The organism is Nocardia sp. SYP-A9097, assembly GCF_009649815.1.
GTDB lineage: Bacteria > Actinomycetota > Actinomycetes > Mycobacteriales > Mycobacteriaceae > Nocardia.
Map to the genome: position 1 here is coordinate 1 of NZ_WJIC01000035.1, position 13,770 is coordinate 13,770.

A 13,770-nucleotide genomic window follows, 5' to 3' on the forward strand; every position below is an offset into this window, starting at 1 on the left:
ATTCCGAACCCGGAAGCTAAGGCCACCTGCGCCGATGGTACTGCACTCGACAGGGTGTGGGAGAGTAGGACACCGCCGGAACATCATTCGAGAAGACCCCCAGCCTCCGGCTGGGGGTCTTTTTCGTTTCTCCCTCAATTCCTTTGCGCCCCACAGGCATCGACTCCGAATAGATGTCATGCCTCTCTACCTCTCTTACGTCGAAGACCCCGACAGCGGCAGATGGACCGTAACCGGCGAACAAGGCCACCGAACCGTCACCTTCGAACACGAATCCAGAGAAGCCGCGGCGTCCGAAGTCCAAAAAGCCTTCGGCCGCAACGCCTCCCCAACCCCACCCCAACTCCCACCAGGCTGGCACCGCTTCACCCTGATGGACAGCCTCTTCGGCTCGGACGGCGTAAGCCCCACCGACTCACGCTACGAAACTCTTAAATCAAACCCACCCCAGGGCTGCGACCCCAGAGGTTTCGTGAACAGTTTCGGCCTCGAATGTGCCCGTCCAGGAACAGATCTCCTAGATGCCGTGTCATCGACCTGTGCCGACATCCGCGCACAACACGGATTGCTCCTGGCTGACGCCGGCATCGAGCAGGTGGATGAATGGATCTCCGATGGAAAAGACGGTTGGGGTGCTCGCATCCTGGTTCAGCTACTTCTGATGTCCATCGAGCGCGGCCGCCTACTGGGCTACACCTCCGACGATTTGATTCGATTCGTTCAACGGGTCGGCTGACTCGTCCTGGCGCCCGCTAGTCTCGATCGGTGCCGGACCCCTCGATTCGATTTCTGCCGCCCGGGCTTGCGCCGCTCTGGAATGAACTGCATCGTCGCCTGTCATCGGGACAGGCGGTACGGCGGGTGAAGGTAGGTCCTCTCGATGAGCATGAACGGATCGCATTCGCCGACTTCTTCGGCTTGGAACGTTTGCCAGGCGAATTCGCCGTGGTCGACATGGATTCTCTCGAGCCGGTTGTCTCCGCGTCGACCGGGTCGACCGTGCGCTCGGTGGTTGAGCAGTTGGTGGGTCCGATCGGCGACCGCGCTGCCGAACGACGCGAGGAGGAGGCGGAGCGAAACCAATTGTGGGACTGGTTGACAGAGCATGACGTGGTGCGCGCACAACCCGCTCTGCTGGGGTGGGCGGCGGCGATGCGTCGGGCCGGGCTGATTCGAGGCTCGGTGTCGCAGACCCGTGCCGAGCTGGATCGCGCCTTGCTGGTGATCTCTCAATTGCCAGGCGCGGGAATACCTTTACCCGTCTTCGCGGACTCCGTGCTGCGCAATCCGCACGCGCTCGATGAGGGTGCGCGGGTACATGGCATGGTCGTCAAAGCCCTGGCCGCGCTCTTCTGTGTCGACGTGCCCGCGGATTCGGTTCAGTTGCGAAAGCTGTGGGAGCGAGCTGGTCTCGCCGACGACGAGCTGTCTTCTACGGTGCTGGCGGCGGGGCTGCGCGGCGCGGGGGAGTCGGCCGTTGATCGAATCTTGTCGGCGTGTACGGACTCTGGTTGTGCCGCTGTTCTCACCTTGCAGCAGTTGCGGGCGGTGTCGCGCTTCTCCGGTGCGCCGGAACGGGTTGCGGTCGTGGAGAACCCGAGTGTCATGGCGCTGGCGTTGCGGCGTTTCGGTGACCGCTGCCCGCCGCTCATCTGTATCTCGGGCTGGCCCAGTAGCGCGGGAGTACGTCTGCTCCAGTATTTGCGCGACGCGGGAACAGAATTGCACTACCACGGTGATTTCGATGGCGAGGGTCTGCGCATCGCGGCGAATGTGGTGGCCCGGCTCGGGGCGTTGCCGTGGCGTATGAGTAGTGCGGATTATCTGGCGGCGGTGGATGGCAAGGGCCCGCCTGTAGGCCGGGTGACCGGGGTGCCATGGGATTCGGATCTTGCCGCGCACCTGCTCCGTCTCGGCGTATCTGTTCCCGAGGAGCGGGTGGCGGACGGTCTGCTCGACGAACTGGCGCGATTGCACGCTTTGTGAAGCGTTTTCCAGCCTGTCGGTGCTCGGGGTTATGGTGGCGGCTGAAACGTCAGACAGGGGAGGGCACCGTGTATCCGATCCGTGTTCCGCCGGAGATGTTCCGGTTCGCCACAGCGGATCGCTCCGGCTTGTACGTGTCGGTCTTACAGGCCTTCGGTGAGGCGAATGAGCGGTTGGAGACCGCGCTGGGGATCGATGATCTCCGTGCGCGGATGCGGTCGATCGGGTGGCTCGAACCTCTCGAGGACGATGATCTGGTCACCGCGCTGGACCAGCTTCGCACCTGGAATCTGGTCGATGTCATCCAGAATCATTCCGAGAATTACCGCACCGCGACCGAATACGAACGCCGTAACCTGCAGTATTCGCTGACCAGACAGGGCGAGGCAGCCTTCGCGGGTGTGCTCCACGCGATGTCCGTGCTCGTGTCGACCGGTGCGCTGCAGACCGCGGTGCTGGATGCGATCGCCGACCGGCTGGGTGATCTGCTCAGTGAGCTTGAATCCGGCACGGACCGACGGGTTTTCAGCATTCTGAGCGAGCTGGAATCGCATCTGGAAGCGCTGCGCGGCAATACCAAACGTTTCAATGGTGAACTGCAGCGACTGCTGCGTGCGGAGAATGCCGATCTGGCGGTGTTCCATGAGGTGAAGGCCGCGACCGTGGCCTATCTGCAGGAGTTCCTCACCAATCTCGATCATCGCCGTCACACCATCGCCACTCGGGTGCGCGCTGTGGAGGACTACGGCGTAACACTCCTGCACCAGCGCGCCCTGGTCGGTGCGGAACTGCCGCAGCTGAGCGGGGCCGATCCACGCCCGGCGTGGCTCGAACATCGCCGGGCGCGCTGGGATGGATTGCGCGCCTGGTTTCTTCCGCTCGATGGCTCGGTGCCGCGCATCGAACAGCTCGGGCTGGTCGGGCGCCGGGCGATCATCGCGCTGCTCCAAGTGCTGGATCGGCTCACCGAGTCGAAGCGCCGATCCAGCAGCGCGGTGGCCGATTTCCGGGAGCTCGCGCGCTGGTTCACGGTTGTTCCGGATCAGGATGATCTGCACCGTCTATGGTCGACGGCATTCGGGTTGAGCCCGGCTCGGCACGCGCACCTGGCTCATCCCGATCCCGAATTGGTGAGTTCGAGCGTGTCATGGAATGAGTCGCCGCCGGTGGAAGTTTCGGCGCTGCTACGTTCCTCGGGCCGCACCGAGCGCTTCACTCGCACTGGAAGAGTCCGTGATGTCACGGCGATCAAAGCGGAACGAGCCCGCCGTGCGGCGCGTGAGCGCGCTGAATTACAAGCCGCCTGGGACATGCTCGATACCGGTGGCGCAGTGCGATTGTCGGGTTTCGGCTCTCTCGACCAGGGGGTCTTCGAGCGCCTGCTGGATCTGCTGGGCAGGGCACTCGGCAATGCCCCGGACTCGGACGGCACCCGGCGTGGCAGCACCACCGACGGCCGGGTGGAAATTGTCCTGCGCTCGCCACCCGATAACGCGATCGCCGAATTGAAGACGCCGCGCGGTGTTCTCCGTGGTCCCGACTACCTCCTTGAGATCGTTACCGCGGCACGGCAGAGCCGCCGGGCGAGCGGAGATCGGTCATGAGCGAACTCGCCAATCAACTGGTGATCGCTGAGCGCGAGGAGGTGTCGCGGGGTGTCCGGCAACTGCTGGCAAGTCCTCTGGTGACCGAACACAGCGCGCCGGACACGTTCGACCTGATCCGTCGTCGCCGCGAACCCATCGCCAAATGGTTCGACTACTACTGCGGTTGGACGCTGACGGTCGAACCACGCTTGGGTTACGCACGTTTGGTGAAGGTGCGCCGGGCCACGGATCCGAGTCGGCCGGCGCGTCGGCACCGATCCGGGAAGGCACCGTTCGACCGCCGCCGCTATGTGCTGCTCTGCGTGGTGGCCGCGGAGTTGTTCGCCACGCCGGTCACCACGATCGGTTTGCTCGCCGATCGGGTGAAGGCGGCCACGGCGGCGGATCCGGTGGTCGATTCGTTCGACTCCGCGATCCGGCACGAACGGATGGCATTCGTCGATGCGCTGCGATTGCTGGAATCCTTCGGTGTCATGGACGCTGTCGACGGCGCAGCGGATTCGTACGTCGATTCGGCCGCGGCGAAGGTGCTGTACCGGGTGGACGGCACCCTACTACTGAGATTGCTGGCCGCGCCTGTCGGACCGTCGCAGCTGGCGGTGCCGATCGAGGAAGTGCCGTTTCGTTTCGACGATCTACTGGACGGAATTTCGCAGGAGCGCCGGTACGGCCTGGCATCCGGCAAACACGCCGACCGTGCCGTGATCTCCGACGTGCAACGGAATCTTTGGTTGCGTCACAAGATCTTTCGCCGTTTGATCGACGACCCGGTGCTGTACTTGGACGACCTGTCGGCCGAGGAACGGGCCTACCTCGCCTCGCCCACCGGTCGGCAACTGCTGCGCAGGGCCGCTGTTCAGGGCGGTTTCCTGCTGGAGGAGCGCGCGGAAGGTGTGCTGTTCGTGGATGTGGATACGATCGCCACCGACACCAAGTTTCCCGACGACGCCGCGACGGCGAAGGTCGCCGGGCTGTTGCTGCTCGAGGAGTTGGCCACACCGACCACCGTCGAGCGGCTGCGGCGTGCGGCAGCCGAACTGCTGGAACGCTTTCCACGCTGGGCGCGTATCTACCGCGGCGAGGACGGTGCGGGGGAACTGGTGGATGACGCGCTCGAGACTCTCATCGAGTTCGGACTCGTCCGGCGTACCGATACCGGATTGGTGATTCCGCTACCCGCTGCCCATCGTTACCGGCTGGGCGATATCCGAACCTCTCGGGAGTCATCGTGACAATCACTGAACTGCCCAGGCGCACCGATGATTTCGGCGAACATCAGGTGCGCTGGTCGCCGTCGCGGGCGGGCATCCTCAATGTCTGGCGCTACTACGATGAGGTATTCGAATTCCACGACGGCCGTCTACTGCTGCGTGGCCCCAATGGCAGCGGAAAGTCGAAGGCTCTGGAACTGCTGCTGCCGTTCCTGTTCGATGCCAGCCTGCGCCCCAACCGCCTGTCCACATTCGGTACGTCCGAACGCACCATGCACTGGAACATGATGGGGGAGGGGGCTTCCGGAGTTACCCGAGTCGGCTACGTGTGGCTCGAATTCCGTCTGCCCGGCGTCGAGGAGAGCTGGTTCACCTGTGGTGCGCGATTGCAGGCCACTGCTCATACCACGTCCGTCCACCCTGACTACTTCACCACGGACCTGCGCGTAGGCGTGGATCTCGCATTGACCAATGACGCGGGCCAGCCGCTCACCCGTGCCGGTTTGGAGCAGGCGCTCGATATGCGCGGCCGGGTGCATGCCGGGGCGAGCGACTATCGAGAGCAAGTCCGCACGGCACTGTTCCCGACCTTGACCGAGCAGCGATATGACGCGCTCATCATGGCGTTGCTACAACTGCGTACGCCGAAATTGTCCCAGCGATTGGATCCGTCCCTGCTCTCGGTCCTGTTGTCGCGTGCTCTACCACCCCTCGGGCAGGACGAAATCGAGGATTTGGCAGAGGGTTTCGAACGACTCGACGCTCAGCGTGAGCGACTGCAACGGTTGCAGGACGAGGTGACGGCCACCCGCACCCTGGCTCGCCAACAGCGCACCTACGCACAGCGGGTATTGCGCGCTCGCGCCGCGGCCCTCGTCTCCGCGACCACCGAGTTGGAGAAGCTCTCCGGCGAGGCGCGCGCGTCCGCCGAGGAGTACGAGTCGGTGGCCCGGCGCAAGAGCGAATCCGAGGCGCGGGTCATCGAATTGGAGGCCGAGCACGACGAAACCGACGCCCGTAAAGACGGGCTGATGGATTCGGAGGCATACAAACAGGGCCTCGAGTTGGATGGTCTTCGCACCGCGACCGCCAAGGAACAGCGGCGCGCTTTCGGACTGCGCACGCAGGCGGTTCGGTATCGCGCTGAGGCAGAACAGGATACGGCTGAATCCAACCGGGCAGCGGAGATCGAACAGCGCCATGCTCGGGCTGTCTCCGACCATGCCGCCGAGACGCGACAGGCGGCGCTGCGCGTTGGAATGGCCGGCATCTACGAGGAGATCGCGGCGGCGCTCGGCGACGGCAGAACCCGCGCTCTGCTGCGAGGTGCGGTGCGTGGCAAGCGGGATCAGATCGACGCCGTCGTGCGCGCTCTCGAGGATCATGAGCGTTCTGTGGCACTGCGCCGGGATGCGGAGTGCTCACTGGACACAGCCCGTCAGGGTTACGACCACGCGGTGGACCGGCAGGTCGAGGCTGCCGTATCTCGCGAAGAAGTATTGCGGGAGTTACGAATTCGGCTGCTCGACTGGGCAGGATCCTGCCGCCAGCTCACCCTCGACGCACCGGACGAGTTGGCCGACCGTGCCGAATCCGAGACGGCTGTGGCCGAGCTGATCCATGGCGCGGTGCGGACCGTTCTGGACGAGATCACCCGCTCGGAAACCCACGTCGAATCGGCCGTGGAGGTCGCGCGTGAAGAGCGGGAACAGTTTGTCACCGAACGTGATCGCCTCTCCGCCGAACACGATATCCCGCCGGCCGCACCATCCTGGCGGACCACCGACCGGACGCGAATGGTGGGCGCACCACTGTGGCGACTGGTTGATTTCGCCGAAGACATCCCTGAATCTGCCCGGGCCGCAATAGAAGCCGCCCTGGAGGCATCCGGGTTGCTGGACGCTTGGCTCGGGCCGCGGGGTGAGATCGTCGGCCACGACGTTTTCGCGGACCCCGCCGCGCTGACATCGGTCGCCGGTCGCTCACTTGCCGATGTCCTGAGCGTCGAGCCGGTCGACGGGGTCGATCCCGCGCACGTACGGAAACTTCTCCTGGCGATCGGTTTCGGTGATCGTATAGCCGCCGCGTCCATTGAATCCGGTGCGCCGATAGCGGCGATCGGGGCGGATGGCAGCTGGCGGATGGGCGCGCTCACCGGCAGCTGGAACAAGGACCACGCCGCCCACATCGGCGCATCGACCCGACTGTGTGCGCGGGAACGCCGCATCCAGGTACTGGACGACCTGATCGAGCGGTACGACGACACGCTGACTCGACTGGCAGCTGAGCGGCAGGCGCTGACCGCACGCCGCGACGTAATCCGCGCCGAAGTCGATGCCCGTCCCGGCTACACGGAATTCACCGCTGCCCAGCTGCGACTGACCCGAGCCGAATCCGACTTGGCCGCTGCCGATTCGGTCGTCCGCGCTCGGCTCGGCGAGGCCGAGGTGAAGGAGGCCGCGGTGAAATCCGCACTGCTGGAGCTGTCCAGGCTTGCCGCAGAAACCGGTCTGCCCTCCGAGCGGGAGGCGTTGACGCGGTTCGGCACGGCCGTGGACGGTTTCGGCGACCACGCCGAAACCTGGCTGGACGCGCACCGAGAGTGGAAGTCCGCTCAGGACACCGCGGCGCTGCTCACTGGAAAAGCTGGGCGCTCAACAGCATTGGCGCAGGACCGCGAGTCGGAAGCCGCGACCTCCGAGGCCGAACACCGGCAGCTGGCAGCGAAACTCGCGACGGTCGAATCCGCCATCGGGCTCGACTACAGAGACGTGCTCGACCAAATACGCACTGTCCGAACACGACTCGGGAGCATTGCCGACGAATTGCGCTCACGCCGTATCGAGGTCGGCGATCTGACCGGCGAACTCGGCAGGTTGGATTCCAAACGCGGCACCGACACCCAGGCCCGCGACGCCGCGGCCGCCGACCGCGACGCCCTCGCGCGAAGCTTCCGCCACGTGGCAACCGGAGTCTTCCCGATCGACGGAGATCTTCCAGAACTCGACAGATTCCGCACTGTGCTGGCCGGCTCCGAAGGTGTCCGCGCCGCCCTGGACGCCGCCCGCCTGGTGGCAGCCGCCTGGCCTGCCATCCCCCATTCCACAGCCAATCTCGGCGAAGCCCTGCGTCGCCTGAACGACTCCATCCATGAGTCCCGCACCGCCCTCAGCTCTCGTGCCGATCTTGATCTCGAAACCGATGACGACATCCAGATTTTCACCGCCGTCATCGACGGTGTCCGGGTCGGCGCCGCCGAACTCCTGAATATCCTGAGCACCGACGCACAGGAAGCCGAACACGAGATCACGGACCGCGAACGCGACCTCTTCGACAAAACCCTCACCGGCGACACCCGCCGCCACCTCGCCGCCCGCATCCGCCAAGCCAACGACCTCGTAGACGGCATGAACGCCCGCCTCGAACGCGTCCGCACTGCCTCCAACGTCGCCGTCCGCTTGGTCTGGCAGATCGCCGAGAACCTCCCACCCGGCACCAAGGCCGCCCGCGACCTCCTCCTCAAAGACCCGGTCCGTCTCACCGACGCCGATCATGAAGCGCTGCACCGTTTCCTACGCGACCGCATCGAGGAAGCCAAGGCCGATGACACTGCCACCAGCTGGGAACAGCAACTCGCCCAGGTCTTCGACTACACCGCCTGGCACCAGTTCGTCGTCAAGGTCGACCGAGGCAAGGGCGAGGGCTACCAGAAACTGACCAAGAAACTTCACGGCGCTCTCTCCGGCGGCGAAAAGGCGATAGCCCTGCATCTTCCGCTCTTCGCCGCCGTGGCCGCCCACTACCAAACCGCGCCTCAGGCACCTCGCCTGATCCTGCTGGATGAGGTATTCGTCGGCGTCGACACCACCAACCGCGGCCAAATCTTCGCTCTCCTTTCAGATCTAGATCTGGACCTGGTGCTCACCTCGGACCACGAGTGGTGCACGTACGCGGAATTGAGCGGGATCGGAATTCATCAGATCATCACCGGCGACGGTGACGACGCGGTGACAACGGCACGCTTCACCTGGGACGGACAGGAACTGTTGGAGGCCTGACCGCAGAAGCATCGACTTCCGTGCCGGTATCGAAGGGGCTGGCCGACGAGCCACGATGAACGTCGCCATGGCCGACTTCACCCGAACAGTGCCCGAATGTCTTCCGCATCGAGTCGTCCGGCGAATCCGCCGTTCTCATCGTCGAGAACACCGTTGAACAGCGCCGATTTTCGTGACTTGAGGTCCATGACCTTGTGTTCGATGGTGCCTTCGGCGATCAGCCGGTAGACGACGACATTGCGGGTCTGCCCGATGCGATGGGTGCGGTCGACGGCCTGCTCCTCCGTGGCGGGATTCCACCAGGGGTCGAGCAGGAAGCAGTAGTCCGCCTCGGTGAGGTTGAGTCCGAAGCCGCCGGCTTTCAGGCTGATGAGGAATACCGGCGCGGAACCGCCACGGAATCGCTCGATGACGGCTTGTCGTTTGCGGGTGCGCCCGTCGAGATAGCAGTATTCGATTCCTTCAGTGTCGAGCCGGGCCCGGACGTGCGCGAGGAAACCGGTGAACTGGCTGAAGACCAGCGCCCGATGTCCGCCGTCGACAACTTCGTGCAGGTGCTCGGTGAGCACGTCGATTTTCGCCGAAGCGACGGCATGGTGACTGTCGTCGATCAGCCCGGCGTGCAGGCTCAGCTGCCGTAACAGGGTCAAAGATCGCAGGATGGTGAAGCGATTGCGATTCATATCGTCGACGAGACCGAGCACCTTCTGCCGTTCTCGCTGCAGGTGCGTGTCGTAGAGCTTTCGGTGCTTCGGCGTCAGTGCGACTTCGAGCACCTGTTCCTGCTTTTCCGGAAGATCGGTGGCGACCTGTTCCTTGGTTCGCCGCAACAGAAGTGGTTTGATCCGCCGCCGCAGCTGGGCCAAAAGCTCTGTGTTGCCACTCTTTTCGATCGGACCGGCGTAATACTCGCGGAACCGGTTCGGATGCGGGAACAATCCCGGTGCGGTGATGGAGAGCAGGGCCCACAGCTCCATCAGATTGTTCTTCATCGGGGTGCCGGTGACGGCGAGCTTGAACGGCGCGGTAATGCGGCGCGCGCACTGGTAGACCTTCGACTGGTGGTTCTTGACGAATTGGGCCTCGTCCAGGATCAGGCCGGACCAGGAGTGGGCGGAGTAGGCGTCGAAGTCGAGGCGCAGCAACGTGTATGAGGTGACGATGATGTCGGCCTCCGCGGTGATCTGCTGCATGGTGCGGCCACTGCGGCGGAGAGTGTCGGAAACCGCAACCCTACGAAGTCCGGGCGCGAAACGTGCCGATTCGGCAGCCCAGTTCGCGACCACACTGGCTGGGGCGATGATCAGCCACGGATCAGCGTCAGAGGTCTGTTGCCGCGCCGCGCAGATCAGGGCGAGTACCTGCACGGTCTTGCCGAGACCCATATCGTCGGCGAGGATGCCGCCGAGCCGGTGCCGCCAAAGGAAGGACAACCAGGCGTAGCCGTCCTGCTGGTAGGGCCGCAGGTGGGCGGTGAAATCTGTGGGAAGCGCTGGGGCATCGGCAGATTCGATGTCCGGCAGTCCTTGGACCTGACGTCGCCACCCGTCGGCCTGTGCTCCGACGACACCGAGCGCGGCGAACTCCTGCCACAGTCCGGCCTGGAATCTGCTGATGCGCAGGCCGCCTGATTCGACGTCCTGCATGGTCCGGGCCTCGTCGATCAGCCGGCGTAATGATCGCAGTTGGGGGTTGTCGAGTGAGAAGTAGGCTCCGCTCGGCAGGATCAGATGTGTGTCATCGGTGTTCAGCGCGGTGAACACGTCCAGGAACGGAACCTGTTGTCCTGCAGCGGATATTGTGATTCCAAGGTCGAACCAATCAGTGCCGGAACCGTTTTCCTCCGTCGATACCTCGATGACAAGTGCATCATCGGTATCTCGATAGTCCGGTGCGGGGCCCTTGGCGTCGATCTGGACATCAGGTTGTTCCCGCAATAGCGGCAGCAGTTCGGTCACGAACCGCAAGCCCGCGACGCCGGTCAACCGCGTCGGCCGACTGCCGAGGGTGCGCGGGTCGAGTGTTCCGAGGTCGAGTTTCTCGAATGGTGCGATCAGCTCGGTCAGTATCCGCGATTCCGCCGCGATATCACGGAAGTGTGTATCGGTCCGAGGTCCAAGGTCGGCGCGGTGTTCGGTGCCGGCGATACGGTAGCTCCACTGCCACCGCGCATCGACGCGCGGCTCTGATCCGTATGTCACCTCGAGCATCAGCTCCGGACCGGAAATCTCTGGGGCGGTGAATGATTCATCGGCAGAGGTCATGTTGGCAGCGAGCCGCAACCGGGGATAGTACTGCGCGAGAAACGCTGACCGGTCGTGCTCCGGAATGGTCAACCGTACGCTGTTCGTCAGCATTCGCTGTGCCTTGTCCGGCACCGGCCGATCCAGCCGGGCCAGTCGCAGACGACTCTTGTCCGGGCGGTCGAAGTCGGTGATATCGGCCGCCTCGGCGTACACGAGACCGTGACTGGTCGCGCCGACAAATGCGATCGGCACGATCGCTCCGGAGCAGCCGTCGACCCGAATCGCCGGTGTGACAAGGAGATCCCCGGAACCCGCCTGCTGTTCCACATCGACGCAGTAGCGGGCGGAGCCGATGATCGGCTCGTCGTCGAAGGCTCGCTTGCCCTGCACCAGCGCGACCCCTGCGGCCTTAGCCGTCTCCAATAGCGTCCACAGGCGAGGGCTGTCGAAGCTCGAGAGATTGATCGTCTTCTCGGTGCCGTAGTAGGAGTACGCATTGCCGCTCTGGGACAGTGCGTGTATCTCCCGCAGAATCTGCACGTGATCGGGATTCAGCCGGCCACCGTAGTGGTAGCGGAGACTTCCCCAACTCAAATTCCCTGCTACCCAGCCGGTTCGGCCGGGCTGCACCGGCCGGATCGTCGCGATCATGCCCGGACTCGAAGGTTTGGCCTGCCGCACGGTGAACTGAATACCCAAATCGATTGTCTCGGCATCTGTTCGACCTGGGAGCAGACTCTCGACCGCCTCCTCCCAGACCGGCCGTCCCGGGTCCGGGCCGACCATCGATGCGGGAACACAAGCGGACAGTACGATCGCGGCCGCGTGTTTGCAGTCGTACCCGACCGGGCATGTGCAGTCGCAGTCGATGATCTCCAGCACGCCCAGACTGCGCGCGAACCGGACGGCGGTCTGATAAAGGGCACCACCGCTACCGCTCACCTCGCCGATGAGCGCAAGATCCTCGGCCGCCCAGACGATGGATCCTGCCTTACCGCGTTCGGCGTAGTTCAGGCCCCGGTGGAAGGTGAGCTCGTCGAAATAGGTTGCGAGGCAGTGATCGGCGATCGTCAGTTCCGCTCGGTTCACCGAAGGCACCATACGCGTCGAGCGCAATGGACGGAATGGCAGGCGTCGAGCCTTCTGTACACGAGCTGTCATTCGGAGAATCCGCCGACTCGGTTCCAGCATGCGCCGAGATCATTCGTTTCATGTAACGGGTCGGTCGATAGCCGATTTCGGCTCTGGATCGCTTGTGCACCAGTATCTTTGGACTGTCGAGAGCTGCATCCTGTTGAGGGGGCCCGGATGGCCAGGCGACGGAGACAATCGGATACAGCGGCCCTGGTGTTCGTCGCCGCCGTGCTGATCGCCATTCCCGCCGCGGCCGTCATCAGGTTCGCCGGCGACCATGTCGGTCTGCTGATCGGTGTCGCCATCGTTGTATGCGCGGGACTGGCCGGTAGCGCCCTCCTGGTCCGCCGCAGTCGAATCAAGACCCGAGAGATAGATCGAGTCCGCCTGATCGAGGCGTTTCGCCTTGCGCAGATGACCCCCACCGACTTCGAGCGATTGCTCGCGTCACTCTGCGAACGTGACGGCTGCCAGGATGTCCGCGTAGTCGGGGGAGCGGGCGACCTTGGTGCAGACGTCACCGCCAAAGCGCCCGACGGTCGACGTATCGTGTTGCAGGCCAAGCGATACCGAATCACCAGGGCGGTGGGAAGCCCCGACCTCCAGAAGTTCGGCGGAACCTGTTTCTCGATTCATAAGGCCGACGTCGCGGCCCTGGTCACGACGGCAGCCCAGTTCACCCCTCAGGCCCGGGGCTACGCGAACCAGATGAATATCCGGTTGTTCGACAACAAGGCGTTGTCTGCCTGGGTCTCCCAAACCGGCCCATCCCCTTGGGATTGAACGAGGTGCCACCACTAATCTGCGTAGCCGCAGAGTTCGTCGATCAATGGCCTGCGGTGTGCGCCAACAACCTTGGCATGATGTTCAGGTGCGCACCCTCCTCGTCACCCTGATCCTCATCGCCGGCCTAGCCGTAGCCGCCGACTTCGGCGCCGCGGCCTACGCCGAAAAAGCTGCGGCCGAGGCCATGCGCAATACCGCAAACCTCGGCTCCAACCCCTCCGTGGATATCAAAGGCTTCCCAGTCCTACTCCAGGCCGCCAAGGGCAAGTACGACGAACTGGTAATCGAAGCCAACCACGTAGGCACCGAAAAATTCGGCTTCGTAGACGTGGAAGCCACCCTCCACGGCGTAGAACTCCCCCTCACCGACCTGACCAAGCGCGAGCTACACCGTGTTCCGGTAGACCGCCTGGAAGCAACAGCCCGCTTCAACGCTCTCCGCCCCCTCGTCCTCCTCGACGTAGCCGGCCTGCTCCCGTTCGGTGTAGTCCCGACATCAATCCATATGGAGGGCACAACCGTCGTCGTAACCGGCACCGGCAAGAACGTCCTCGTCGATATCGACGCACTGAAGGGCAAATCCTGAAATGCATTGATTCACAAGGAGGTTGAGATCATTTCTGTGCACCGCCGACTACGGTCGTGGACCCGTGCATTCGAAATTCGCCGGTCGTGTACTACCGACCGGTTCGAATATTGCGGGCGAGCGGGCTGCGCTGGCGAGTTATCCAAAGTTTCGAAC

Annotated in this window: 8 protein-coding genes; 7 read left to right on the forward strand and 1 reads right to left on the reverse strand. The window is 63.9% G+C overall.

From position 1 onward, the window contains the following. Positions 1–178 precede the first annotated feature (178 nt). From GFY24_RS36235 to GFY24_RS36255, 5 genes are all read left to right on the forward strand, one after another. The gene (locus tag GFY24_RS36235; protein WP_153809635.1) at positions 179–736 is read left to right on the forward strand and encodes a hypothetical protein; all 558 of its coding nucleotides are present in this window, start codon (positions 179–181) and stop codon (positions 734–736) included. A gap of 125 nt (positions 737–861) precedes the next feature. Further along, on the forward strand, positions 862–1,986 hold the full coding sequence (locus tag GFY24_RS36240) for a TIGR02679 family protein (RefSeq protein ID WP_309231755.1): 1,125 nt from the start codon (positions 862–864) through the stop codon (positions 1,984–1,986). Between the two features lie 68 nt (positions 1,987–2,054). Continuing rightward, positions 2,055–3,590, forward strand: a complete 1,536-nt coding sequence (locus GFY24_RS36245; RefSeq protein ID WP_309231756.1) for a TIGR02677 family protein — start codon at positions 2,055–2,057, stop codon at positions 3,588–3,590. Further along, positions 3,587–4,825, forward strand: a complete 1,239-nt coding sequence (locus GFY24_RS36250) for a TIGR02678 family protein (RefSeq protein WP_153809636.1) — start codon at positions 3,587–3,589, stop codon at positions 4,823–4,825. The genes GFY24_RS36245 and GFY24_RS36250 overlap by 4 nt, the downstream gene beginning before the upstream one ends. Beyond that, positions 4,822–8,862, forward strand: a complete 4,041-nt coding sequence (locus GFY24_RS36255; protein ID WP_309231757.1) for a TIGR02680 family protein — start codon at positions 4,822–4,824, stop codon at positions 8,860–8,862. The genes GFY24_RS36250 and GFY24_RS36255 overlap by 4 nt, the downstream gene beginning before the upstream one ends. Positions 8,863–8,939: 77 nt before the next feature. Here the strand turns inward: GFY24_RS36255 and GFY24_RS36260 are convergent, their stop codons facing one another. Continuing rightward, the gene (locus tag GFY24_RS36260) at positions 8,940–12,209 is read right to left on the reverse strand and encodes a DEAD/DEAH box helicase (RefSeq protein WP_153809667.1); all 3,270 of its coding nucleotides are present in this window, start codon (positions 12,207–12,209) and stop codon (positions 8,940–8,942) included. A 246-nt stretch (positions 12,210–12,455) separates the two neighbouring features. Here GFY24_RS36260 and GFY24_RS43505 point away from each other — a divergent pair, with 246 nt between their 5' ends. Beyond that, complete coding sequence (locus GFY24_RS43505; RefSeq protein WP_309231759.1) at positions 12,456–13,025, forward strand: restriction endonuclease; 570 nt, start codon at positions 12,456–12,458, stop codon at positions 13,023–13,025. A gap of 88 nt (positions 13,026–13,113) precedes the next feature. Continuing rightward, positions 13,114–13,614, forward strand: a complete 501-nt coding sequence (locus GFY24_RS36270; protein ID WP_194853153.1) for an LmeA family phospholipid-binding protein — start codon at positions 13,114–13,116, stop codon at positions 13,612–13,614. Positions 13,615–13,770: the final 156 nt, after the last annotated feature.